The following is a 24,091-nucleotide window of genomic DNA, read 5'->3' as shown; positions in this document are numbered from 1 at the left end:
TCAGGCTCCTTCCTGGGCCCACTCGACGGGCCCCTGGTACGGGAAGAACAGTTCCGCGACGGCCTCCGCCGAGGCCATGCAGGCGTGCTGCAAGTCCTTGAGGAGTGCGGGGAGTTGTTCTTCCAGGGCGTGCGAGTCCAGGTATTCGAGGCGGGTGCGGAGCCGGCCGATGGGGCGGCGCGCGGGGTCCTGGCGCTGGCGGCCGAGTGCGGTGAGGCACTCCTCGGCCGTCGTGAGCGCGTGGAGTGCGGAGCGGGGGAAGTCCCGGTCCAGGAGCAGGAATTCGGCCACGCGCGGGGTGTCGCCGAAGCCGCCGTAGACGCGCGCGTACGCCTCGTCGGCGCCCGAGGCGCTCAGCAGTGTCGGCCAGTCGGGCGCGTGGGCCGCGTCCAACACCCGTACCGACAGCAGTCGTACGGTCATGTCCACCCGCTCAAGACTCCGGCCCAGGACGACGAAACGCCAGCTGTCGTCGCGGCTCATCGTGGAGTCGGCGAGGCCGAAGAACAACGCGGCGCGTCTGCGCACGAGTTCGAGATAGGCGTAGGGGCCGGTACGGCGGGCCGCGAGGCGCTGGTCGGCCAGGGCGTGCCAGGTGGAGTTGAGGCACTCCCACATCTCGGACGAGACCGCCTCGCGGGCGCTGCGGGCGTTCAGCCGGGCCGCGCCCAGGGCGCCTTCGATGGAGCACGTCGAGCGGGCGTCGAAGGCGAGCTGGTCCAACACCTGCTGCATGTCGACGCGTTCACCGCCCGCGTCGACCCCGAGGATCGCGTACAGCGACCGGCAGGCCACGTCCTCGTCGCGCCAGGGGTCCTCCAGCAGACGGTGCAGATACGCGTCGAGGATGCGCCCGGTGGCGTCCGCGCGCTCGACGTAACGGCCCGTCCACGTCAGGGCCTCGGCTATCCGGGAGAGGATCACGTCGTTCACTGCTGCTGCGCCCCTTCCTGTACGACCGTGGGGTTGCCGTCGGGGCCGAGCTGGCGGGGTGCCACCTCGGGCAGTTCGCCCTCCGCGGTCAGCGTGGCGGGCTGTTCGGTGGGGCCCTCGGCGAGTACCCAGGTGTCCTTGGAGCCGCCGCCCTGGCTGGAGTTGACGATCAGGTTGCCCTCCTGGAGGGCGACGCGGGTGAGGCCGCCGGGGAGGACCCAGACGTCGGTGCCGTCGTTGACGGCGAAGGGCCGTAGGTCGATGTGGCGGGGTGCCATGCGTTCACCCGCGAGGGTGGGGGAGGTGGAGAGGGCGACGGGGCGCTGGGCGATCCAGCCGCGCGGGTCGGCGGCGACGGCTTTGCGAGTGCGTTCGAGGGTCTTCGCGTCGGCCTTGGGGCCGATGACGATGCCCATGCCGCCTGCGCCATCCACCGGTTTGACGACCAGCTGGTCGATCTGGTCGAGGACCGCCTCCAACTGGCCCGGCTCGTCGGGCCGGTAGGACTCCACGTTGGGGAGAATCGGTTCCTCGGAGAGGTAGTAGCGGATGAGGTCGGGGACGTAGGTGTAGAGGAGCTTGTCGTCCGCGATGCCGTTGCCGACCGCGTTCGCGAGTGTGACGTTCCCGGCCTGGGCGGCGTTCATGATGCCCGGGCAGCCGATCACCGAGTCGGGGCGGAAGTGCAGCGGGTCGAGGAAGTCGTCGTCGAGGCGCCGGTATACGACATGGACGGGCACCTCGCCGCGGGTGGTCCGCATCCACACGCGGTTGTTGCGGCAGACCAGGTCGTGGCCCTCGACCAGCTGGACGCCCATCAGCCGTGCCAGCAGGGCGTGTTCGAAGTAGGCGGCGTTGCTGGGGCCCGGAGTGAGGACCACGACCCTGGGGTCCGTCGTGCCGGCGGGCGCGGCGGCCCGCAGTGCGGCGAGGAGCCGTCCCGCGTAGCCGTCTACGGGCACCACGTGCTGCTCGGCGAAGAGCGACGGGAAGATCCGGGTCATCGCTCTGCGGTTCTCGATGACGTACGAAACCCCGCTGGGGACCCGCACGTTGTCCTCCAGGACCCGGAACTCCCCGGCCTCGTCGCGCACGAGGTCGATGCCGGCGACATGGATGCGGACCCCGCCCGGTGGCTCGACCCCTTGCGCGGCCCGATGGAAATGAGCCGAGTTGAGGAGCAGCCGCCAGGGCACCACCCCGTCCTCGAAGGCGCGGCAGTGCGAGTAGGCGTCGGAGAGATAGGCCTCCAGGGCCCGCACCCGTTGCGCCACCCCGCGCTGGATGAGATCCCACTCCAGCGCGTCGATGATCCTCGGCACCAGGTCCAGTGGCCAGGGCCGTTCCTCGCCCGCGAAGGCGTAGGTCACCCCTCGGTCGGTGAACGCGCGGGCCATCTGGTCCGCGCGGAAGCGCAGTTCACTCGGCTCGATCGGCTGGAGTGCCGCCAGTACCGGCTCGTAGGCGGTTCTGACCTCACCCGGCCGCACAAACATCTCGTCCCACGCATCGGCCAATGCGTATGCGTCAAATATGTCCGCCATGAGGGGACGTTAAGTGCGGTACGTAACACAGCGATCTCTGAGTGATTTCCGGCAGCTCACGCGGAAAGTGATACGGCGAAGCGGCCGGCGGCCGGGGCCGGGTACCCCCCCAGCTTGTTGCAAGGCGACGCGCGGAGGCGGGGAGATAGTGGGCGATATCGGTGGTTTTCGGGGCGCGTTCGAGCGGGAGCCGTGTTGCGGAGCAGGTCTGGTCCGCGCATAGTTGCGCTGCAAAGAGCCGGGAACCGGGGGTGGGATGGGCAATGACCGGGCACGGGACGGACGCGCATCCACACGGTGCTGACCGACTCTGCGACGCCGGGGACCTCGTGTACTCCCGGGCCGTACGGCGGGGCCGGGTACCGCGCACGGACGCCGAACCGGTGCCGTGTCTGCTGGAGCTCGCCCTCCTCCACCCCGACCCCGACGACATGGACTGGCTGGTGCCGACCTCCCCGCAGGAGGTCATGACCCGGCTGCTGCGCGGGGTCTACGACGAGGTCAGCGAGAGTCACCGGCGGGTGGGTTCGGCGGTCGACGCCTTCGAGCGGTACGCCGGTCTGAGCCGCCGTATCGAGGCGTCCGCGCCGGCGTCGGGGGCCCTGGAGGGCGCCGCGATCCGCGTCCTGGACGGGCTCGCCCGGATCCAGGCGGCGATGGACGACGCGACCGAGGCGTGTACCGGCGAGGTTCTCACCGTCCAGCCCGGCGGCATCCGCCGCGAACCCGAACTCACCGAGGGCCTGCACCGCGCCCTGGCCCTGCGCTCGCGCGGGGTGCGGATGCGCGACCTGTACACCCATGTCGCCCGGCACGGCCAGGGCCTGCTGAACTACCTGGAGTTGATGGGCGACGCGGTCGAGGCACGCACCCTCGACGAGGTCGTGGACCGCCTCATCCTCTTCGACCGCACGGTCGCCTTCATCCCCGCCAACGCCGACCACACCATGGCGCTCGAACTGCGCCACCCGGCGCTCATCGACTACTTCGTCACGGTCTTCGACCGCCTGTGGCGCCTCGCGATCCCCGTCGCCGCCCCGCTGCCCGACACCGGCATCGAGGGCATCTCCCACCGCGAACAGTCCATCGCCGCCCTGCTCGCGGAGGGCCACCAGGACGCGGTGATCGCGGAACGGCTCGGCATAAGCGTCCGCACCTGCCGCGCCCACATCGCCCGGCTGTCGGAGACCCTCGGCGCGGCCAGCCGTACCCAACTCGGCGTCCGCATCGCCCAGGTGGGCCTGGACGGCGCCGCGTCACGCGTGCCGGACGTGCCCGCTCAGCTCACCCCGGTGGATCAAGAATCCCCGACCGCGCTATGAGGTAACCGAGCTGGGCGCGGCTCTCGCTGCCGAGGGTGGCGGCGAGTTTGGCTATGTGGACGCGGACCGTCCGGATGTTCATGCCCAGGCGGTCGGCCATCACGGCGTCGGTGTGGCCCTCCACGAGCAGGCTCGCGATGGCGCGCTGGCGCGGGCTGACGCCGTTGAGCGAGGGGCGCTGGACCGTCTCCGGGTGCATCGGGGTGGCCAGGTGCCAGAGCCGGTCGAAGACCGTGGCGCAGAAGGCGACCAGGGAGGGGTGGCGGACCTCCAGCGCGAGGGTGCGGTCCTCGTTGGCGGGCAGGAAGGCGACCGTGCGGTCGACGACGATGAGGCGGTCCGGGATCTCGTCCAGGGTGCGGGCCGCGACATCGCCGCGCAGTTGCTCGTAGCGCGCGACGACGGACGGGGCGTGGCGCAGGGTGTGCTGGTAGAGCGTGCGGAGCCGGCCGCCGCGGTCCAGCAGGGCCTGGTCGCGGGCCAGCGCCTCGGCGTGGAACGCGGGGGCCGTGTAGGCGGTGTGGGTGATGTGCGGCTGGATGGCGAGGACCTCGCCCGAACTGGCGGCCATCGCCTGGGTGATGGCGGAGCCGATCCGGTCGAGTCCGCTCAGGACGCCGAGCGTCGGGACGCGCTCCGTGCCGGTGCGGCTGCTGTCGATCCGCATCAGCGGTTCGAACATCTCCGCCAGCCGTTGCTCGCGCCGTCGCTCCTCGGCGACGCGGTCCTCCATGGCCCGCAGCATCCGGTGGAAGGCGACGGCGGGGGCGATCGGCTCCAGCCTCCGCAGATCCGTGACGGCATGGGTCAGCAGGCCGAAGTCGACCAGGCAGGGCGCCTGTTCGGCTTCCGAGGGGCTCACATGGCCTTCGCGCAGGGCACGTTCGTACACCTCGGTCCCGGCCGCGCACAGGTCCTCCAGGCCGTGCGTGTGCGCCTCGGTCACGGTGTGCCGCCCCCTCCCTGCGCCGGGTCGTCCTGGTTCAGCATCCCCGACTGGGCGATGAGGAAGCCGAGTTGGGCGCGGCTGCCGCTGCCCAGGGCCGTGGCGAGCTTGGCGATGTGGGCCCGGCAGGTGCGCACGTTCATGCCCAGGCGGCGTGCGATGGCCTCGTCGACGTGGCCCTCGACGAGGAGTTTGGCGATGGAGTGCTGGATGTCCGTGATGCCGTCGGGGGCGGTCTCGTACGGCGCGCCGGTGGCCAGCGGGATCGCGCGGGTCCACATGAACTCGAAGACCTTGATCAGGTAGCGGACGAGTCCCGGATGGCGGAGTTCCAGGGCGACCTGGCCGTCGTCGCGGGTCGGGATGAAGGCCACGTCCTCGTCGCAGATGATCAGCCGCTCGACGAGTTCGTCGATGGTCCGGTACTCCACCTTCCCGTCGGCGAACTGGGCCACGTAGGCCAGCGTCTCCGGGTTGTACCGGGCCGGGTGCTGGTACAGGGTGCGGATCCGGCAGCCCCGTTCGATCAGGGGCCGGTCGCGCTCCAGCGCCTTGGTGAGGGTGTGCTCCAGCCGGCGGCGGGCGGGCTGGACGGTGAGCATCTCGATCTGGCACTGGGCGGTGGCCAGATCCAGTGCCGCGTTGATCCGGTCGATGCCCTCCAGCACCGTGATCGAGTGCGTGGTCGCCGTCGACTGGGCGCTGAGGGCCATGAACGGCTCGAAAGCATCGGCCAGGTCTATGGAGTGCCGTCGCTGCTGGGTGATCTCGTGCTCGATCGGGTTGAGCCGCTGGGCCAGCGCGATCTGGGGGGGAACCGGGCGCAGCCAGTTCGCGTCGTCCGGGTCGGGGTGAAGCAGGGCGAACTCCATCAAGCAGGGAGCCGGCTCCACATCCGCGCGGGCGACGCGTCCGGTGCGCAGAGCGTTCGCGTAGAGGCGGTGTCCCTCCTCGCACAACTCGGTCAGTGCGTGAGGATGTGTCCGCTTAGTCTGATTCATTGGCAAATCTCCACCCCCCAGGGTCCTGAACATGCAGGAACATGATGCATCGATTGTGTGGCCACGACGTGCCGGAATGCGCCATCGTCGTAGTCGACGGGGGAGAGGTGACCTTCAAATGAGGACGAAGCCGACTATGCATAAGAGAATGCTTCGCTCGGCGCTTGCCGCCGCCTTCTCCATCGTTGTGGCCTTCGGGGCGCTGAGCGGCCTCGGGGCGACGAAGAGCGATGTCGCGGGGGACAGCAGCTGGCGCACGACCGCTGAAGCCGTTCCCGGTGACAGCAGCTGGGTGATCGTGGCGTCCGACGTACCGGACGACAGCTCCTGGGTTGCTCCGGCTGACAGCAGCTGGGTTGCTCCGGCATGACCACCCCACCCGACGACCGGTCCTTCCGACGTGAGATGGCTACCGCCTACCGCTCCGGCTGGCACTTCATCGATCTGGCCACCGCCATCCCCCACAGCGGTGACTCGCTCATGGTGACAGTGTTCGGCGAGCCGGTGGTGGTGACCCGCGACGAGGACGAGGACGTACGGGCGTACCGGTGTCTGCGGCGGCCTCGGGGGGCGCCGCAGCCGGTCCGATGTGCCATCAGGTACGGAATGATCTTTGTGAATCTTGACCAGCGAGACCACCGGCTGGTGGAAACGGATGCCCCCGACGTCCAGACCATCTCAGCCACCCCCCGCAGTGCCTGACGCGATTCCCCCGTCGTAACAGATCGCTCAGGTGCTTCCCCCCGCAGCGGCGTCACCGTGACCTGAACACGGTGACGCCGCTGCAGTTTGGGCGAAATGTCAGGGTATGGGCCCGGCCGTAGTGGCCTGAAGTGATCGCTTCAGCCCCGCCCCAGCGCCCGCGTCAACTCGATCTCGATCACCACCCGTGACGGGTTCGGCGACGGGGTCCGCCCGTAGCGCCCGGCGTACCGGCGCTCCGCCTCCGCGACCCGCTCGGGCTCCGCGTGTACGAAGGCCCGGCCCTCCAGCGTCGCCCAGCGCCGCCCGTCCACCTGGCACACGGCGACCCGTGCCCCGGGCGGGCCGGCGGCCAGCACGTTCGCCACCTTCCGGCTCGACTTGTCCGCGATCACCCGAGCCAGCCGCGCCTGCGGGTCGTATGTCACTCCGACAGGGACCACATGCGGGCTGCCGTCGGGGCGCGGGGTCGTGAGGGTGCACAGATGCCGTTCCTGCCAGAAGGTGAGGTACGACGGGTCGGGATCGCCCGGGTCGACCGGTTGGGAGGCCATGGTCCCGGAACTTAGTCCCTGGATCCGCCCCGCCACTGCCTTGAGTGGAATAGACTCAACTTTGTGCACGTTGACCGAGTCAGTCCGTGCACGAAGGCTGTAGGAGGAGGAGTACCGGAACGTGGACGCCGAGCTGACCAACAGGAGCCGGGAAGCGATCAACGCGGCCAGCAGCCGCGCCGTCACCGGGGGGCACGCCGATCTGACCCCGGCGCACCTGCTTCTCTCGCTGCTCGCGGGGGAGGACAACGAGAACATCACCGACCTGCTGGCCGCCGTCGACGCCGACCAGGCCGCCGTACGGTCCGGGGCCGAGCGCGTGCTCGCCTCGCTGCCCAGCGTGACCGGGTCGACCGTCGCGCCCCCGCAGCCCAGCCGTGAACTGCTCGCGGTGCTCGCGGACGCCGACGAGCGCGCGAAGGAGCTCGGCGACGAGTACCTCTCGACCGAGCACCTGCTGATCGGCATCGCCGCGAAGGGCGGCGCGGCCGGGGACGTACTCTCCCAGCAGGGGGCCAGTGCGAAGAAGCTGCTGGACGCGTTCCAGAAGAGCAGGGGAGGGCGCCGGGTGACCACACCCGACCCCGAGGGGCAGTACAAGGCGCTGGAGAAGTTCGGCACGGACTTCACGGCCGCCGCGCGCGAGGGCAAGCTCGACCCCGTCATCGGGCGGGACCAGGAGATCCGGCGGGTCGTCCAGGTGCTGTCCCGCCGCACCAAGAACAACCCCGTCCTCATCGGCGAGCCCGGCGTCGGCAAGACCGCCGTCGTCGAGGGGCTGGCCCAGCGGATCGTCAAGGGGGACGTGCCGGAGTCCCTCAAGAACAAGCGGCTGGTCTCGCTCGACCTCGGCGCGATGGTCGCGGGCGCGAAGTACCGCGGCGAGTTCGAGGAGCGGCTGAAGACCGTCCTGGCCGAGATCAAGGACTCCGACGGCCAGATCATCACCTTCATCGACGAGCTGCACACCGTCGTGGGCGCGGGCGCCGGCGGCGACTCCGCCATGGACGCCGGCAACATGCTGAAGCCGATGCTCGCCCGCGGCGAACTCCGCATGGTCGGCGCGACCACCCTCGACGAGTACCGCGAGCGCATCGAGAAGGACCCGGCGCTGGAGCGCCGCTTCCAGCAGGTGCTGGTCGCGGAGCCGTCCGTCGAGGACACCATCGCGATCCTGCGCGGACTCAAGGGCCGCTACGAGGCACACCACAAGGTCGTCATCGCGGACAGCGCGCTGGTCGCCGCCGCGACCCTCTCCGACCGCTACATCACCTCCCGCTTCCTCCCCGACAAGGCGATCGACCTCGTCGACGAGGCGGCCTCCCGCCTGCGCATGGAGATCGACTCCTCCCCCGTCGAGATCGACGAACTCCAGCGCTCCGTCGACCGGTTGAAGATGGAGGAGCTGGCCCTCGACAAGGAGAAGGACGCCGCCTCCATCGAGCGCCTGGAGAAGCTGCGCCGCGACCTCGCCGACCGCGAGGAGGAACTCCGCGGCCTCAACGCCCGCTGGGAGAAGGAGAAGCAGTCCCTCAACCGGGTCGGCGAGCTGAAGGAGAAGCTCGACGAACTCCGCGGCCAGGCCGAACGCGCCCAGCGCGACGGCGACTTCGACACCGCCTCCAAGCTGCTCTACGGCGAGATCCCCACCCTGGAGCGGGACTTGGAGGAGGCCTCCGAGGCCGAGGAGGAAGCCTCCAAGGACACGATGGTCAAGGAGGAGGTCGGCCCCGACGACATCGCGGACGTGGTCGGTTCCTGGACCGGCATCCCCGCAGGCCGCCTCCTGGAGGGCGAGACGCAGAAACTCCTGCGCATGGAGGAGGAGTTGGGCCGCCGGCTCATCGGCCAGCAGGAGGCCGTACAGGCGGTCTCCGACGCGGTACGGCGCACCCGCGCGGGCATCGCGGACCCCGACCGCCCCACCGGCTCCTTCCTCTTCCTCGGCCCGACGGGCGTCGGCAAGACCGAACTCGCCAAGGCCCTCGCGGACTTCCTCTTCGACGACGAACGGGCCATGGTCCGCATCGACATGTCGGAGTACGGCGAGAAGCACAGCGTGGCCCGGCTGGTCGGCGCGCCTCCCGGCTACGTCGGCTACGAGGAGGGCGGCCAGCTCACGGAGGCCGTGCGCAGGCGCCCGTACTCGGTGATCCTGCTGGACGAGGTCGAGAAGGCGCACCCGGAGGTCTTCGACGTCCTGCTCCAGGTGCTGGACGACGGCCGGTTGACGGACGGTCAGGGCCGCACGGTCGACTTCCGCAACACCATCCTGATCCTCACGTCCAACCTCGGCAGCAACTTCCTGATCGACCCGAGCACGGGCGAGGACGAGAAGAAGGAACAGGTCCTCCAGGTGGTCCGGGCCTCCTTCAAGCCGGAGTTCCTCAACCGCCTTGACGACCTGGTGGTGTTCTCCGCCCTGAACCGGGAGGAGCTGGGCCGGATCGCCGCGCTCCAGATCGGCCGCCTGGCCAAGCGCCTCGCGGAACGCCGCCTCACCCTGGAGATCACCGACGAGGCCCTGACCTGGCTCGCGGACAACGGCAACGACCCGGCCTACGGCGCGCGACCGCTGCGGCGGCTGGTGCAGACCGCGATCGGCGACCGCCTCGCCAAGGAGATCCTGGCGGGCGAGGTCAAGGACGGCGACACGGTCCGGGTGGACGCGTTCGGGGACGGGCTGATCGTGGGCCCGGCGACCGGCAAGACGCTGTGACGCCCGGCGCTCAGTAGGAACTCGCGTCGAAGGTGACGAGGGCGGTGTCCCCCGCGGACCCGCCCTCGTAGTGCACGCTCACCGTCACGGTGTAGGCGCCGGGCGTGTGCGCGTGCGTTTCGCGGAGGGCGTGGACGCACTTGTCGTCGTCTCCGTCGCAGGGGAAGTCCGTGGCGTCCGGGAACGACTCGGCCAGCCATCCGCCCACCGCCGCGCGCGGCATGCGGAAACTGCCGTCGTACGCCTGGCCTCCCCAGGTGTGCGAGGTGCAGTCCTCGTCCCGGGTGCCCTCGGGCAGCGCGGCGCCGGAGAAGTCCATGGCCTCGGCGCAGCCGGCCTCGGTGACAGTGCCGGGAGGGTCGTCACTGGAGGCGGCGTAGAACATCGTGCGTCCGAACCACCAGGCCGCCCCCACGACGAAAACCAGGCACGCCCACCACATTCCCCAGAGCAGCCACCGCGTCGTAGTCCGCATGTGCATGACCGTATCTGGTCAGCCCGTGGCGGACAGACCCGGCAGGGGTTGCCACGCCCCTCCCCGGATGGGGGAGGATGGCGGAATCCGTACGAAGGGAAATACACGGTGAGCATCGACCCGTCCTCGATTCCGAACTTCGGGGGCCAGCCCGAGCCGCAGCAAGGACCGGCGGGCCCCGTCGTCCCGGATCAGGACCTCGTGAAGCAGCTCCTCGACCAGATGGAGCTGAAGTATGTCGTCGACGACGAGGGAGACCTCGCGGCGCCGTGGGAGCAGTTCCGTACGTACTTCATGTTCCGCGGTGAGGACGACCAGCTCGTCTTCTCGGTCCGGACGTTCTACGACCGTCCCCACGAGATCGACTCCAAGCCGCAGCTGCTGGAGTCCATCGACGACTGGAACCGCCGCACCCTGTGGCCCAAGGTCTACAGCCACACGCACGACGACGGCACCGTCCGTCTGATCGGCGAGGCGCAGATGCTGATCGGCACCGGCGTCGACCTGAACCACTTCGTCTCCTCGACGGTCAGCTGGGTGCGCGCCGCCATCGAGTTCGACCGCTGGCTCGTCGAGCAGCTCGGTCTGACCGAGGAAGTCGACGAGGCCACGGAGAAGCCCGAGGACGACGAGGAGTAGTCCTCGGTCCCGTAGTACCCGTAGAACCCGTAGAAGCCGCAGTACTTCTGTGAACGAGAGCCCGGCCCGGTACGCGACCGTCACCGTCGTGTGCGGGGACCGGGCTCTCGTCGTCCCCGCCGGTGGTCACGCGGTGTGCAGGGCGGCGAGGGCCCCGGTCACCGCGGTGGCGACCTGGTCTCCGTTGGTGGCGCGCGGACTCAGTACCGGGGTCGGTGACCGGATCGCCGTCACCGGGGCGGCCGGTGCCATCGGCGGGTTCGCGGTCCAGCTGGCCCGGCACCAGGGCCTGCGGGTGGTCGCCGTCGCCGCCCCCGAGGATGAGCCGTATCTCACCGGTCTCGGGGCGACCTTCGTCGCCCGTGGCGACCATCCCGCCTATGCGGTGCGCAAGGCCGTACCGGGCGGGGTGGTCGACGGACTCCTCGACGCCGCGTCGCTCGGGACCTCGGTGATCGGGGCCGTGCGCGACGGCGGTTCCTTCGTCGCGGTGACACCGCCGAACGCACCGGCCGCGGAGCGCGGCATCAGCGTCGGCCTGGTCCAGGCACGTGCGGACGGCGCCGAACTCGCCGAGCTGGTGGGCCTGGTGGAGAGCGGCCGGCTGGATCTGCGGGTCGCCAGGACGTTCCCGTTCGAACGGGTCGCGGAAGCGCACACCATGCTGGCGAAGGGCGGTTTCCGCGGGGGCGTCGTGCTCGTCGCCGACTTCGTGTCGCCGCGGGATGCGGACGCGGGTGATCGGCGGAGTTGACGTCCAAGAGGTGTTCGGGTTCGCTGCCGGGATGCCTGGCCTTCGCATTCAACAGCCGGACGACGACGCCACGTTGAAAGACTGGCAGCACGTCCACAACACGATCGTCCCCACCCACGTCCTTTCCCTGGACGACGTACGGGAACGCGCCCGGCGCCACCACCTGGAGATCGCCTACCTGAACGATGGAGACGGCGAACTCGTGGGCTGCACCACGGTCCGCCCGCCGACGGACGGGACGCGGACGGCCACCGTCATCGCCCGCGTTCTCGCCCCGCACCGCGGGCGCGGGTTCGGCCAGGAGCTCTACGCCCGCGGGCTCGACCGCGCCCGCGAGCTGGGCGCCGAAGTGATCGAGACCGTCGTCCTGTCCTCCAACGAGGACGGACTGCGGTTCGCGCTGCGGCACGGCTTCGTCGAGACCGAGCGGTATCTGCTGCCCGGGGAGCACATTCCCTGGATCGACCTCCGGCTCAGCCCGCCAGTGACTTGAGCCGTCCCACCGCCTCCTCCAGAACCCCCACCCGCTTGCAGAACGCGAACCGTACGAACGGCGCCCCCGCCTCCCGGTGGTCGTAGAAGACGGCGTTGGGGATGGCGACGACACCGGCGCGCTCGGGCAGCGCGCGGCAGAAGGCGAAGCCGTCGGTCTCGCCGAGGGGGCGGATGTCGGTGGTGACGAAGTACGTGCCGGCCGGGCGGAAGACCTCGAAGCCCGCCTCCGTCAGGCCCGCCGCCAGGACGTCCCGCTTGGCGAGCATGTCCGCGCGGAAGGCGTCGAAGTAGGAGTCGGGGAGGGAGAGGGCTTCCGCGACCGCGTACTGGAAGGGGCCCGACGCCACGTAGGTGAGGAACTGCTTCGCGGAGCGCACGGCCGTGACCAGGTCCGGGGTTCCCGTCACCCAGCCCACCTTCCAGCCGGTGAAGGAGAAGGTCTTGCCGGCCGAGCCGATCGACACCGTGCGCCCCCGCATCCCCGGGAACGTCGCGAGCGGGATGTGCTCGGCCGTGTCGAACACCAGGTGCTCGTACACCTCGTCCGTGATCACCAACAGATCGCGTTCCACGGCGAGTTCGGCGATCGCTGTGAGTTCCTCGCGGGTGAGGACGGTGCCGGTCGGGTTGTGCGGGGTGTTGATGAGGAGGAGGCGGGTGCGGTCGGTGACGGCGGCGCGCAGTTCGTCGAGGTCGAGGCGGAACGACCCTTCGTGCGGGCGGAGCGTGACCGGTACGCGCGTGCCGCCCGCCATCGCGATGCAGGCGGCGTAGGAGTCGTAGTACGGCTCGAACGCGATGACCTCGTCGCCCGGTTCCACCAGGGCCAGCAGCGCCGCGGCGATCGCCTCCGTCGCGCCCGCCGTGACCAGGACCTCGGCGTCGGGGTCGTAGGACAGGCCGTAGCGGCGCTCCTGGTGGGCGGCGATCGCGGTGCGCAGTTCGGGGACGCCGGGGCCCGGCGGGTACTGGTTGCCGCGTCCGTCGCGCAGCGCGCGGACCGCCGCCTCGCGGATCTCCTCGGGGCCGTCCGTGTCGGGGAAGCCCTGGCCGAGGTTGATCGACCCGGTCTTCAGGGCGAGGGCGGACATCTCGGCGAAGATCGTCGTCCCGAACTCGGCGAGCCGGCGGTTGAGGAGGGGGCGTGCGCTGGAGGTCATGCCCGTCATCCTGCGCCCAAGCTCTGGACTTCCTCAACTCTGCTTTGGCAGGTGAGACGGCCGGGCATCCCTGCTTCACGCACCACACGAGGCGCCCACGGGGGGCCGCTTCGGGGGAATCGGAAGGAGGGTGACGCCATGTTCTTCTTCGTCATCCTGGCGGTGATCGCGGTCGTCTTCGTAGCGGCGGTCGTGCGCGCGGGGCGCGGCAGCAGGGTCGGCAAGGGGTCCGGCCTCCGCAGTGGGGGAACCGCCGCCGGTACGAGCAGCTGGTGGGCCGGGGACGGGGGGTCGTCCTCCGGGGGAGGGCACGGCCACCACCACTCCTGCGGCGGGCACTCCTCCTGCGGCGGCGGCTCGTCGTGCGGCGGCGGTTCGTCCTGCGGGGGCGGTGGCGGCTGCGGCGGGGGCAGCTGAGCGGGCGTGGCAGCGGACGCGGCGACGCGGACGTGGTGACGGCTGACACGGGGCAGCCGAGCACCGCGGAAGGGGCCGCGTCCGGGGTCACGGCGCCCGTCGGGAGACCGCTCCCGGCGGGCGCTCCCGGCGCGCGCCGGACACGCCTGGGCGTACGCCTTGGTTGAACAGTTGAGCTGTGGAGCCCCCTGAGGGATGGAAACCCCACGAAGTTGGGTAAAAAGACTGTGGTGGCGCCACCGTTCATGATTCCCTCTAAATCACCAACGCGGCCCCTCGGAAGCCCGCAGACACCTTCTCCTGACTGGGCTGACCGGGCCGATCCCCCGGTGTCTACCGGGGTGCGCCGGACCCACACTCCCCTTTCTTTGCGTGCTAGCGGAGCCGATCCATGCTCACGACCCTTCAGACCTCCTACACCGATACGCGCGCGGCCGACCTCGCCTGGACCCTGGGGCGCGAGCCGCTTCCCGCGCTGGCCACACTCGACCTGGAACTCGCCGGTGCGCGGCTCCAGTTGAGACTGCTCGGCGCGTCCCACCAGGTACTCCTGGACGAGGAGCGGGGCAGCTGTTCGGAGACGGTCGCGTGCATCCCGGGTTCCAGCACACCGCTGCCGCTCGGGGTCGCCAAGCGGGTCGGCGACTGGGAGTACGAGTTCGCGGCCCGGGTCGAGGTGCTGTCCCCGGGGCAGTTCGCGGGCCGCGCCCAGGAACTGCTGGCCCTCGTCGCCGACCATCCCAACGGTCTGGCGGGCGTCTTCCCCGGCAGCCCGCACGCCTTCACCGCGATGCTCGCCCAGCGGTACGAGGGCCAGGTGCACTGGCGCACCTGGCACGCCTATCCGCAGGACGGCCAGCTGGTGGCGACCCGGACGCGGGTGGGCGTACGGGTGCCGGTGGCCTATCCGGTGCCGTCTCCTGTCTGAGGATTCGGTGCCGTCGCCCGTCTGGGGATCCGGGGTCGCGGGGATACGACACCGGTCCCGGCCGTCGTAAACACATTCCACACGTGTGGGTGACGAAGCGTGCCCGTCCCGTGACGTAACGTCGCAGCGTGATCGAACCGCACGCGCCGGCCCGGCCGGGTACCCAGCCGCCCTGGGCAGGCCCCGCGCGGCTGCCCGTACGGCCGGGCACGGGCCGGTTCCTGGTGCTCGCGGGGGTCTTCGTCTGCGCGGCCTGCGGACTCGTGTACGAACTCGAACTCGTCGCCCTCGCCTCGTACTTGATCGGCGACTCGGTCACCCAGGCCTCCGTCGTCCTCTCCGTCATGGTCTTCGCGATGGGCATCGGCTCCCTCGCGGCGAAACGCCTGCGCTGGCACGCGGCGGCCGGTTTCGGCGCGGTCGAGGCGGCCCTCGCGCTGATCGGCGGCTGCAGCGCGATGGCCCTGTACGCCGTCTTCGCCTGGACCGGGAACTGGGGCGGCCTCTGGGCGCAGGGCCCGCGCTGCCTCCTCGTCGCCTTCTCCCTCGCGATCGGCCTGCTGATCGGCGCGGAAGTCCCGCTCCTCATGGAGCTGATCCAGCGCATCCGCCGCCAGGACGCGGGCGGCGCGGTGGCCGACCTCTTCGCGGCGGACTACGTGGGCGCACTCGTCGGCGGCCTGGCGTTCCCCTTCCTGCTCCTCCCGTTCCTGGGCCAGCTCACCGGCACCCTCCTCACCGGCACGGTCAACGTGGTCGCCGGCGGCTGTCTGGTCCTCGGCCTGTTCCGCCGCGACCTCACCCGCCGGGGCCGCTGGCTCCTGGTCCTCGCCAACCTCACCGTCCTCGGCCTGCTCGCCTCCGCCGCCGTACTCGTCGACGACTTCGAACGGGCCGCACGGCACGCCGTCTACGGCAAGGACGTCCGCGTCGCTCTCCAGACGGACGTCCAGGAGGTCGTCCTCACCGGCGGCGACCACGGCCGCCCCCTCGACCTCTTCCTCGACGGCCGCCTCCGCGTCAGCCAGCGCGACGAGCGCCGCTACCACGAGGCCCTCGTCGACCCCGCGATGGACGGCCCCCACGCGCGCGTCCTCGTCCTCGGCGGCGGCGACGGCCTCGCCGCCCGCGACGTCCTGCGCCACCGGGGCGTGCGCCGCGTCGACATCGTCGAACTCGACGCGGAAGTCGTCCAGTTGGCCCGCCACGACTCCGCCCTCGCCGCGCTCAACGACCACGTCTACGGCGACCCGCGCGTCCACGTCACCACCGGCGACGCCTTCGACCTGCTGCGCCGCGTCCACCCCGGGACGTACGACGTGGTCGTCGCCGACCTCCCCGACCCCGGCATCACCGCCAGCACCAAGCTCTACTCCCAGGAGTTCTACGGCCTCGCCCGCCGCGCCCTCACCGAGCGGGGCCGGCTCGTCGTGCACGCGGGACCGGTCGCCTCCCGGCGCCGCGTCTTCTGGACCGTGGTCTCCACGGTCCGCTCGGCCGGCCTCCACCCCGTCCCCTACCGCGTCGGCGGCCGCGCCTCGGGCTTCGCGGCGGGCCCCGACCGTACGGCCGGCACGTCCCGTTCCCCGCGCGACTGGGGGTTCGTGCTGGCGGCGCGGGGGGTGGTGCCCGTGGAGCGGGGGCTGAGGAGCGACGTACGGGCGGCGGAGCGGACCCGGGTAGCGGGGCTGCCGGCTTCGACGTTGGTGCATCCGCGGTACTGAAGGTGGGAGGCGTGCCTTTTTTCAACGCCGGCCGACGATATTCGGCCCGTCCGGCGTTTGAGGACGAGGCCGTCCAGGCCGAAGCGGGGGTGTGGGGGCGGCAGCCCCCGCGACGCCCGCACCAACACACCATCACTTCCGGGCAACGGCACGTGTACCCCCGGTCAACCTAGGTAGGCTCCGCAAGCATGGAGCTTGAGGTGCACGTTCCGGTTTCGCCCGAGCGGCTGCGGTCCGCGCTCGGTGACCCCGCCCGGGTCGCCCGCGCCGTCCCCGGCCTCCAGCAGGACGCCGGCACCGAACCCGTCGCCGGCCGCCTGAAGGTCCGCGTCGGCGGCCACTCCATCACCTACCGGGGGTCGGTCCGCGTCTCCGCCCGGGACGACGGCTCGTACGCCGTCGAGGGCGACGCGACCGAGGCCCGCGGCACCGGCTCCGTCAAACTCGCCCTCACCGTCCGCGTCCGCGCGTCCGACGGCGGCTCGACGATCACCTTCGACGGTACGGCGACGGCGGACGGCCGGGTCACCGAACTGGCCCCGGACGCGGTGCACGCGGCGACGACCAGGCTGCTGGAGCGGTTCGCGGCGAACCTGGGGGCGGAGCCGGAGCCGGTCGACGACGTGGACGACGCGGACGATGTGGACGACCCGGACGACGTAGAGGCGGATGACGTAGATCTCGACGACCCGGATGCCGACATCGCCGGCGCCATCGAGGAACTCCACGTCTCCGAGACCTTCGCCGAGACCCCTCAGCCCCCGGCAGAGGCCGCGCACGCGCGCCGCACGATGATCGGCCGCAGCGCGGAGGAGGTCGACCACGCGCCGCCGCGCGGGCGTTACGCCCCCGTGCCCGCGCCGCAGACCGTCTCCGCGAACGCCACGCTCCGCTGGGCGGCCCCGGCCGCCGCGCTGGTCCTGGCGTCGGCGATCGTGGTGAACAGGGTGCTGCGCAAACGGCGTTGAGCGGCCCAGTAGGGTCGTGCCGTGAGTAACGAAGAGATCACGCTGACCGCGGGCGACGCGGAAGTGACGGTGCAGCCGGGCAACGGCGGCCGTATCGGAGGACTGCGCGTCGGCGGCACCGAACTGCTGCGCCAGGGCGAGCGGTTCGGGTGCTTCCCGATGGTCCCCTGGTGCGGGCGGATCCGCGACGGCCGCTTCCTGGACGGCGGGACCGTCCACCAGATGCCCCTCAACTCCCCGCCGCACGCCATCCACGGCACCGTCCGCGACGGCGCCTGGCGCACCGCCCGCCGCACGGCCGACGAGACGGTCATCACGTACGACCTCATCGAGCCGTGGCCCTTCCCGGGCCGCGTCACCCAGGCCGTCGCGCTGACCGCCGACTCCCTGACGCTCACCATGGCGATCGAGGCGTACGGCGACTCGTTCCCGGCGCAGATCGGCTGGCACCCGTGGTTCAACCGCAACCTCGGCGGCGAGGACGTCCTCGTCGACTTCAGCCCCGCCTGGCAGGAGGAGCGCGGCGACGACCACCTCCCCACCGGCAACCGTATCGACGTGAAGCCGAGCCCCTGGGACGACTGCTTCGGCATGCCGGACGGTGTCGACGTCACCCTGACCTGGCCGGGGCAGCTGGCGCTGAAGGTGACGAGCCCCGAGCAGTGGGTCGTCGTCTACGACGAGCAGGAGGCGGCGGTCTGCGTGGAACCGCAGACCGGACCGCCGAACGGCCTCAACACCCTGCCCCGCCTGGTCACCCCGATCGAGCCGCTGGAAGCCACGATGACCTGGGCGTGGACGCGCCTCTAAGCTGGGCGGCATGACGGACGTACGCGGCGCGCTGCTGCAGCAGATCAAGGACAAGGCCGTGGTGCACGGCAAGGTGACCCTGTCGTCGGGTCTGGAGGCCGACTACTACATCGACCTCCGCCGCGTGACCCTCGACGGGGCGGCCGCCCCGCTCGTCGGGCAGGTGCTGCTGGACCTGACCGCCGGCCTCGACTTCGACGCGGTCGGCGGCCTGACCATGGGCGCCGACCCGGTCGCCACCTCGATGCTGCACGCCGCCGCCGCGCGCGGACAGCAGCTCGACGCCTTCGTCGTGCGCAAGGCCGCGAAGGCGCACGGCATGCAGCGCCAGGTGGAGGGCCCCGAGATCGCGGGCCGCCGGGTCCTGGTCGTCGAGGACACCTCCACCACCGGCGGTTCCCCGCTCACCGCCGTCGAGGCGGTGCGCGCGGCCGGTGCCGAGGTCGTCGGCGTCGCGACCATCGTGGACCGGGCGACCGGCGCGGCCGAGAAGATCGAGGCGGGCGCGGGAGTGCCGTACCTCTTCGCCTTTTCCAAGGACGAGCTGGGCCTGGACTGACCGCACGCTCCTAGCATCCGGCCACGTCTGGAAAGATGGGCACGACGATGACGTCGCACCCAAGGTCTAGGTCAGGGCCGTAGCACGCAGATCGCGAAGATCGCCAACCCGCAGATACCAAGGAGCGGACAGATGCCCATCGCAACCCCCGAGGTCTACAACGAGATGCTCGACCGGGCGAAGGCAGGCAAGTTCGCCTACCCGGCCATCAATGTGACCTCGACCCAGACCCTGCACGCTGCGCTGCGCGGCTTCGCGGAGGCCGAGAGCGACGGCATCGTCCAGATCTCCACGGGTGGCGCCGAGTTCCTGGGCGGCCAGTACGCCAAGGAGATGGTCACGGGTTCCGTGGCGCTCGCCGAGTTCGCGCACATCGTCGCCGAGAAGTACCCGGTCACGGTCGCGCTGCACACCGACCACTGCCCCAAGGACAAGCTCGACGGCTACGTCCGTCCGCTGCTCGCCGTCTCCGAGGAGCGCGTGAAGGCCGGCCGCAACCCGCTGTTCCAGTCCCACATGTGGGACGGCTCCGCGGAGACCCTCGCCGACAACCTCGCCATCGCGCAGGAGCTGCTGGCCCGCGCCGCCGCCGCGAAGATCATCCTCGAGGTGGAGATCACCCCGACCGGCGGCGAGGAGGACGGTGTCTCGCACGAGATCAACGACAACCTCTACACCACCGTCGAGGACGCGATCCGTACGGTCGAGGCGCTCGGCCTCGGCGAGAAGGGCCGCTACCTGCTCGCCGCGTCCTTCGGCAACGTGCACGGCGTGTACAAGCCGGGCAACGTCGTCCTGCGCCCCGAGCTCCTCAAGGAGCTGAGCGACGGCGTGGCCGCGAAGTACGGCAAGGCGTCCCCGTTCGACTTCGTCTTCCACGGCGGTTCCGGCTCCACCGAGCAGGAGATCGCCACCGCGCTGGAGAACGGCGTGGTGAAGATGAACCTCGACACCGACACCCAGTACGCGTTCACGCGCCCGGTCGCGGACCACATGTTCCGCAACTACGACGGCGTCCTGAAGGTCGACGGCGAGGTCGGCTCCAAGAAGACCTACGACCCGCGGACCTGGGGCAAGCTGGCCGAGGCGTCGATGGCCGCGCGCGTCACCGAGGCGTGCGCGAACCTGCGCTCGACGGGCACGAAGATCAAGTAACCTCTGCGGTCTGCCGCGACCCCGGTGCTACGGCACCGGGGTCGTTGTATACCTGGGGGCATGTCCTCCGATGTGCGCATCGCCTCGCCCCAGGGCAAGTGGGTCCTGCTCACCACCGTCCTCGGCTCCAGCATGGCCATGGTGGACTCCACCGTCGTCAACGTCGCCCTGCCGCGCATCGGCCGCGACCTGGACGCCGACCTGGCCGCCCTCCAGTGGACGGTCAACGCGTACATGCTGACGCTGGCCGGTCTGATCCTCCTCGGCGGCTCGCTCGGCGACCGCTACGGCCGCCGCAAGATCTTCGTCCTCGGGGTGGTGTGGTTCGCGGCGGCCTCCCTGCTGTGCGGCCTGGCCCCCAACGCCGGGGTCCTGATCGCCGCCCGCGCGCTCCAGGGCGTCGGCGGCGCGCTCCTCACCCCCGGCTCCCTCGCCCTCATCCAGGCCTCCTTCCACCCCGACGACCGGGCCAGGGCGGTCGGCCTGTGGTCCGGCTTCGGCGGTATCGGCGCGGCCGTCGGCCCGTTCCTGGGCGGCTGGCTGGTCGACGGCCCCGGCTGGCGCTGGGTGTTCCTGATCAACGTCCCGATGGCGCTGGTCTGCGCCCCCATCGCCGTACGCCATGTCCCCGAGTCCGCGGACGGCCGCACACACGGCCGCTTCGACGTCCTGGGCGCGGCGCTGGGCGCGATCGCGTTGGCGCTGGTGACGTATGCGCTGATCGAGGCGAGCGACGGCTCCCTGCCCGTCGTGATCGTCACCGCCGTCGCGGGCGTGGCCGCGGGGGTCGCGTTCGTCCACGTCGAGAAGCGCAGCCCCGATCCGATGATGCCGCCGGGCATCTTCGCGTCCCGCCAGTTCACGGCGGTCAACCTGGTCACGCTCTGCGTGTACGCGGCCTTCAGCGGCTTCTTCTTCCTCACCGCGCTCCAACTCCAGGTCGTGGCAGGCTACTCGGCGCTGGAGGCCGGCACGGCCCTGCTCCCGACCACCGCCCTGATGCTGCTCTTCTCGGCCCGCTCCGGCGAACTGGCCCAGCGCATCGGCCCCCGTATCCCGCTCACCGTCGGCCCGTTGTTGTGTGCGGCGGCGATGCTGCTGATGCTGCGGGTCGGTCCCGACGCCTCCTACCTCGCCGACGTCGTACCGGCCCTCCTGGTGATGGGCGCCGGCATGGTCATCCTCGTCGCGCCGCTGACGGCCACCGTCCTGGCCTCCGTCGACACCGCCCGCGCGGGCCTGGCCAGCGGCATCAACAACGCGGCGGCCCGCGCGGCCGGTCTCATCGCGATCGCCGCGCTGCCGCTGCTCGCCGGGATGGGCTCGGAGGCGTACCGCTCGGCGACCGCCTTCGACCACGCCTTCGACCGGGCGATGGGGTGGTGCGCGGGGGTGCTGGTGGTGGGTTCCGTCCTGGCGTTCGCGACGGTACGGCGCCCGCCCCCGGACTGCCGCCGCCCGGAGTGCATCACCCACGGCTCGATCACGGCCCCGCCGCTGGAGCCGCGGCTGGGGAAGGGGCGGCTCGACGCGGGGTAGCGGGTGGATGCGGGGCAACGGCCGCGGCTGGGGGAGACTGGAACCCATGACGATTCACGAGAACCTCCTCGGGGGACCGCCCCCGACCCACCTTCCCGAAGACCCCGGGCCGCGCGACCTCCTCGCGAGCGGGGCCGCGCCCGCCGAGGTCGCCGCGAAGTATCCGACCTCCTCGCTCGCCTGGGCCCTGCTGGCCGACGACGCGTTCGAGCGGGGCAGCGTCGTGGAGTCGTACGCCTATGCCCGTACGGGCTACCACCGCGGGCTGGACTCGCTGCGGCGCAACGGCTGGAAGGGGCACGGTCCGGTGCCCTGGGAGCACGAGCCGAACCGCGGCTTCCTGCGCGCCCTGCACGCCCTCGCGCGGGCCGCTCAGGCGATCGGGGAGCAGGAGGAGTACGCGCGGTGCAGCCAGTTCCTGAAGGATTCCTCGCCGACGGCGGCCCAGACGCTGGGCTAGTTCCTTAGTCCGGGTGCGGTGATGCGGGTCCGCCTGGTGTGACCAGGCGGACCTTGCGGTCCTGCGGGACGATTGTGCAGGATGCCCGGTGGGGACCGGGGCCCCCGTGTCGGAATTCGGCAGGGGCGGACCGCTACCCGGAGTACGCATCAGGAGACAGCGATGTCCCAGCAGGCTCAGGAAACGCAGGAGCCCGAGGCCCCGCATCTCGACTTCCAGGGGACGACCCCGTACGAGGACTACGTCCAGGCGGACGTCCTCACCCACCTCCAGCACACCCGCTCCGAAGACCCCGGCGAGATGGTCTTCCTGGTCACCACCCAGGTCATGGAGCTGTGGTTCACCGTCATCGTCCACGAGTGGGAGACCGCCGCGCGGGCCCTGCGCGAGGACCGGGTGCCGGTCGCGATCGACGCGCTGAAGCGTTCCGTACGGGAGCTGGAGGCGCTCAACGCCTCCTGGCGGCCCCTCGGACAGCTCACACCGGCCCAGTTCAACTCGTACCGTGAGGCCCTCGGCGAGGGCAGCGGCTTCCAGTCGGCGATGTACCGCCGGATGGAGTTCCTGCTCGGCGAGAAGTCCGCGTCCATGCTCGTCCCGCACCGCGGAGCGCCGCGCGTGCACGCCGAGTTGGAGAAGGCACTGCACGAACCGAGCCTCTACGACGAGGTGCTGAGGCTCCTCGACCGGCGCGGGCACACGGTCCCGGAGGCCGTGCTCACGCGTGACGTGTCGCTGCGCTACGAGCCGTCGGAGCAGGTGGAGGAGGTGTGGACCGCCCTCTACTCCGGTGACTCCGGCGACGAACTCGCCCGGCTCGGCGAGGCGTTGACCGATGTCGCCGAACTGGTGTGGCGATGGCGCAACGACCATCTCGTCGCCACCCGGCGCGCGATGGGCGCGAAGACCGGGACGGGCGGCTCCGCCGGGGTGGCCTGGCTGGAGAAGCGCGCGCAGAAGAACGTCTTCCCCGAGCTGTGGACGGCGCGCTCCCATGTCTGAACTCGCGCTGAAGGCAGAGAAGTCGGACGCCGCCGACGAACTGGCGGGCGTGCGTTCGCAGTTCGTCCTGGATGACGTGGTGTATCTGGACGGGAACTCGCTCGGCGCGCTGCCGGTGGCGGTCCCTGGCCGGGTCGAGGACGTCGTACGGCGGCAGTGGGGCGAGCTGCGGATCCGGTCCTGGGACGAGAGCGGGTGGTGGACCGCGCCCGAGCGGATCGGCGACCGGATCGCCCCGCTGGTCGGGGCGGCGGCCGGGCAGATCGTCGTCGGCGACTCGACAAGTGTCAATGTGTTCAAGGCGGTTGTGGCGGCCGTGCGGATGGCGGGGGAGGGCCGCGACGAGATCGTCGTCGACGCCACGACTTTCCCCACGGACGGGTACATCGCCGAGTCGGCGGCCCGGATGACCGGGTGCACGGTGCGGCCGGTGACCCCGGCCGAGGTGCCGGACGTGCTCGGCGACCGTACGGCGGCGGTGCTCCTCAACCACGTCGACTACCGCACCGGCCGGCTGCACGACCTGCCCGCGCTCACCGCCGCCGTCCACGCGGCGGGTGCCGTGGCCGTCTGGGACCTGTGCCACAGCGCGGGCGCCCTGCCGGTCGGGCTCGACGAGCACGGGGTGGACCTCGCGGTCGGCTGCACCTACAAGTACCTGAACGGCGGCCCGGGTTCACCGGCGTATCTGTATGTGCGGTCCGATCTCCAGAGCCGCTTCGACTCCCCGCTCCCGGGCTGGAACTCGCACGCCGAACCCTTCGGCATGCGGCCCGCCTACGAACCGGCGCCGGGCGCGCTGCGCGGCCGGGTCGGCACCCCGGACATCCTGTCCATGCTCGCCCTGGAGGCCGCCCTCGACGTGTGGGACGCCGACGGCGTCTCGGTCGGGGCGGTGCGGGCCAAGTCCCTCGCCCTGACGGACTTCTTCCTGGAGTGCGTGGCGTCGTACGTGCCGTCGGGGCGGGTGGAGTCGGTGACTCCTGTGGCGCACGAGGAGCGGGGGAGCCAGGTCGCGCTGCGCTGCGCGGACGCCGGTGACGTGATGAAGCGGCTGATCGAGCGGGGTGTGGTCGGCGACTTCCGGCACCCGGACGTGCTGCGGTTCGGATTCACGCCGCTGTACGTCGGGTTCGCGGACGTGGAGCGGGCGGCGCGGGTGCTGGGGGAACTGGTCCGGTAGGACCTCTGGAAGGTGTGTACCGGCATCTAACCGCCGTAGGTCACTGGAGCGGTTAGATGCCGGTCACGTGCCAGTCGCGTGCCGGTGACGTGCACCGCAGAA

At 71.1% G+C, this 24,091-nt stretch carries 25 protein-coding genes; 18 read left to right on the top strand and 7 right to left on the bottom strand.

All coding sequences use genetic code 11. The features are described from left to right. Both SSP08S_RS25140 and SSP08S_RS25135 read right to left on the bottom strand, forming a co-directional pair. On the bottom strand, positions 1 to 933 hold the full coding sequence (locus tag SSP08S_RS25140) for an alpha-E domain-containing protein (protein WP_019070401.1): 933 nt from the start codon (positions 931 to 933) through the stop codon (positions 1 to 3). Continuing rightward, the gene (locus tag SSP08S_RS25135; protein WP_026178812.1) at positions 930 to 2,477 is read right to left on the bottom strand and encodes a circularly permuted type 2 ATP-grasp protein; all 1,548 of its coding nucleotides are present in this window, start codon (positions 2,475 to 2,477) and stop codon (positions 930 to 932) included. Before SSP08S_RS25135 ends, SSP08S_RS25140 begins: the two co-directional genes overlap by 4 nt. A gap of 263 nt (positions 2,478 to 2,740) precedes the next feature. On the opposite strand from SSP08S_RS25135, the gene SSP08S_RS25130 reads away from it, so the two are divergent. Further along, positions 2,741 to 3,799, top strand: a complete 1,059-nt coding sequence (locus SSP08S_RS25130) for a helix-turn-helix transcriptional regulator (RefSeq protein ID WP_019070399.1) — start codon at positions 2,741 to 2,743, stop codon at positions 3,797 to 3,799. Here the strand turns inward: SSP08S_RS25130 and SSP08S_RS25125 are convergent. Next, a complete protein-coding gene (locus SSP08S_RS25125; protein WP_019070398.1) occupies positions 3,762 to 4,745 on the bottom strand; it encodes a helix-turn-helix transcriptional regulator in 984 nt (327 codons plus the stop codon). The two genes, SSP08S_RS25130 and SSP08S_RS25125, sit on opposite strands and share 38 nt — an antisense overlap. Then, positions 4,742 to 5,746, bottom strand: a complete 1,005-nt coding sequence (locus tag SSP08S_RS25120) for a helix-turn-helix transcriptional regulator (RefSeq protein ID WP_078532509.1) — start codon at positions 5,744 to 5,746, stop codon at positions 4,742 to 4,744. Before SSP08S_RS25120 ends, SSP08S_RS25125 begins: the two co-directional genes overlap by 4 nt. A gap of 148 nt (positions 5,747 to 5,894) precedes the next feature. Between SSP08S_RS25120 and SSP08S_RS25115 the strand changes: the two genes are divergently transcribed. Further along, positions 5,895 to 6,116, top strand: coding sequence for a hypothetical protein (locus tag SSP08S_RS25115; protein ID WP_019070396.1), 222 nt, complete (start codon positions 5,895 to 5,897; stop codon positions 6,114 to 6,116). Then, the gene (locus SSP08S_RS25110) at positions 6,113 to 6,448 is read left to right on the top strand and encodes a Rieske (2Fe-2S) protein (RefSeq protein ID WP_026178811.1); all 336 of its coding nucleotides are present in this window, start codon (positions 6,113 to 6,115) and stop codon (positions 6,446 to 6,448) included. The genes SSP08S_RS25115 and SSP08S_RS25110 overlap by 4 nt, the downstream gene beginning before the upstream one ends. Before the next feature lie 140 nt (positions 6,449 to 6,588). Here SSP08S_RS25110 and SSP08S_RS25105 read toward each other — a convergent pair whose 3' ends face one another. Further along, positions 6,589 to 7,002, bottom strand: coding sequence for a pyridoxamine 5'-phosphate oxidase family protein (locus SSP08S_RS25105; protein WP_019070394.1), 414 nt, complete (start codon positions 7,000 to 7,002; stop codon positions 6,589 to 6,591). Between the two features lie 121 nt (positions 7,003 to 7,123). On the opposite strand from SSP08S_RS25105, the gene clpB reads away from it, so the two are divergent. Continuing rightward, complete coding sequence (clpB, locus tag SSP08S_RS25100; RefSeq protein WP_019070393.1) at positions 7,124 to 9,721, top strand: ATP-dependent chaperone ClpB; 2,598 nt, start codon at positions 7,124 to 7,126, stop codon at positions 9,719 to 9,721. Between the two features lie 10 nt (positions 9,722 to 9,731). Here the strand turns inward: clpB and SSP08S_RS25095 are convergent, their stop codons facing one another. Continuing rightward, the gene (locus tag SSP08S_RS25095) at positions 9,732 to 10,196 is read right to left on the bottom strand and encodes a hypothetical protein (RefSeq protein WP_245607946.1); all 465 of its coding nucleotides are present in this window, start codon (positions 10,194 to 10,196) and stop codon (positions 9,732 to 9,734) included. 108 nt (positions 10,197 to 10,304) lie between these two features. Between SSP08S_RS25095 and SSP08S_RS25090 the strand changes: the two genes are divergently transcribed. From SSP08S_RS25090 to SSP08S_RS25080, 3 genes are read left to right on the top strand one after another with little or no spacing between them, the layout of a single operon-like run. Continuing rightward, positions 10,305 to 10,835, top strand: coding sequence for a type III secretion system chaperone family protein (locus tag SSP08S_RS25090; RefSeq protein WP_019070391.1), 531 nt, complete (start codon positions 10,305 to 10,307; stop codon positions 10,833 to 10,835). A 49-nt stretch (positions 10,836 to 10,884) separates the two neighbouring features. After that, the gene (locus tag SSP08S_RS55790; RefSeq protein ID WP_019070390.1) at positions 10,885 to 11,589 is read left to right on the top strand and encodes a zinc-binding dehydrogenase; all 705 of its coding nucleotides are present in this window, start codon (positions 10,885 to 10,887) and stop codon (positions 11,587 to 11,589) included. A gap of 31 nt (positions 11,590 to 11,620) precedes the next feature. Then, entirely contained in the window at positions 11,621 to 12,082 is a 462-nt protein-coding gene (locus SSP08S_RS25080; protein ID WP_026178810.1) for a GNAT family N-acetyltransferase, read from the top strand. On the opposite strand, the gene SSP08S_RS25075 is transcribed toward SSP08S_RS25080, so the two are convergent. Continuing rightward, positions 12,063 to 13,253 carry a pyridoxal phosphate-dependent aminotransferase gene (locus SSP08S_RS25075; protein WP_026178809.1) on the bottom strand — a complete coding sequence of 397 codons (1,191 nt, stop codon included), beginning with the start codon at positions 13,251 to 13,253 and terminating at the stop codon, positions 12,063 to 12,065. The genes SSP08S_RS25080 and SSP08S_RS25075 overlap by 20 nt on opposite strands. A gap of 129 nt (positions 13,254 to 13,382) precedes the next feature. Here SSP08S_RS25075 and SSP08S_RS25070 point away from each other — a divergent pair, with 129 nt between their 5' ends. The 11 genes from SSP08S_RS25070 (at position 13,383) to kynU (ending at position 23,989) form a co-directional block, all read left to right on the top strand. Next, on the top strand, positions 13,383 to 13,661 hold the full coding sequence (locus SSP08S_RS25070; protein WP_019070387.1) for a hypothetical protein: 279 nt from the start codon (positions 13,383 to 13,385) through the stop codon (positions 13,659 to 13,661). A 391-nt stretch (positions 13,662 to 14,052) separates the two neighbouring features. Then, positions 14,053 to 14,589: a DUF2617 family protein gene (locus SSP08S_RS25065; RefSeq protein WP_019070386.1), complete on the top strand. Its 537-nt coding sequence runs from the start codon at positions 14,053 to 14,055 to the stop codon at positions 14,587 to 14,589. A gap of 128 nt (positions 14,590 to 14,717) precedes the next feature. Further along, positions 14,718 to 16,313: a polyamine aminopropyltransferase gene (locus tag SSP08S_RS25060; protein WP_019070385.1), complete on the top strand. Its 1,596-nt coding sequence runs from the start codon at positions 14,718 to 14,720 to the stop codon at positions 16,311 to 16,313. Between the two features lie 188 nt (positions 16,314 to 16,501). After that, positions 16,502 to 17,281, top strand: coding sequence for an SRPBCC domain-containing protein (locus tag SSP08S_RS25055; protein WP_102133408.1), 780 nt, complete (start codon positions 16,502 to 16,504; stop codon positions 17,279 to 17,281). 21 nt (positions 17,282 to 17,302) lie between these two features. Further along, a complete protein-coding gene (locus tag SSP08S_RS25050) occupies positions 17,303 to 18,091 on the top strand; it encodes an aldose epimerase family protein (RefSeq protein WP_019070383.1) in 789 nt (262 codons plus the stop codon). 10 nt (positions 18,092 to 18,101) lie between these two features. Then, entirely contained in the window at positions 18,102 to 18,650 is a 549-nt protein-coding gene (gene pyrE / locus SSP08S_RS25045) for an orotate phosphoribosyltransferase (RefSeq protein WP_019070382.1), read from the top strand. Positions 18,651 to 18,782: 132 nt separating this feature from the next. Further along, the gene (fbaA, locus tag SSP08S_RS25040) at positions 18,783 to 19,805 is read left to right on the top strand and encodes a class II fructose-bisphosphate aldolase (RefSeq protein ID WP_019070381.1); all 1,023 of its coding nucleotides are present in this window, start codon (positions 18,783 to 18,785) and stop codon (positions 19,803 to 19,805) included. 60 nt (positions 19,806 to 19,865) lie between these two features. Then, the gene (locus SSP08S_RS25035; protein ID WP_019070380.1) at positions 19,866 to 21,344 is read left to right on the top strand and encodes an MFS transporter; all 1,479 of its coding nucleotides are present in this window, start codon (positions 19,866 to 19,868) and stop codon (positions 21,342 to 21,344) included. 46 nt (positions 21,345 to 21,390) lie between these two features. Beyond that, complete coding sequence (locus tag SSP08S_RS25030; protein ID WP_019070379.1) at positions 21,391 to 21,804, top strand: DUF3151 domain-containing protein; 414 nt, start codon at positions 21,391 to 21,393, stop codon at positions 21,802 to 21,804. Between the two features lie 162 nt (positions 21,805 to 21,966). After that, positions 21,967 to 22,806: a tryptophan 2,3-dioxygenase family protein gene (locus tag SSP08S_RS25025; protein WP_019070378.1), complete on the top strand. Its 840-nt coding sequence runs from the start codon at positions 21,967 to 21,969 to the stop codon at positions 22,804 to 22,806. Then, positions 22,799 to 23,989, top strand: coding sequence for a kynureninase (gene kynU / locus SSP08S_RS25020; protein WP_019070377.1), 1,191 nt, complete (start codon positions 22,799 to 22,801; stop codon positions 23,987 to 23,989). Before SSP08S_RS25025 ends, kynU begins: the two co-directional genes overlap by 8 nt. Positions 23,990 to 24,091 lie beyond the last annotated feature (102 nt).

This window comes from Streptomyces hokutonensis (assembly GCF_000376565.1).
Lineage (GTDB): Bacteria > Actinomycetota > Actinomycetes > Streptomycetales > Streptomycetaceae > Streptomyces > Streptomyces hokutonensis.
Note: the sequence above shows the minus strand (reverse complement) of the source record. Positions and strands in the feature narration are given on the sequence as shown.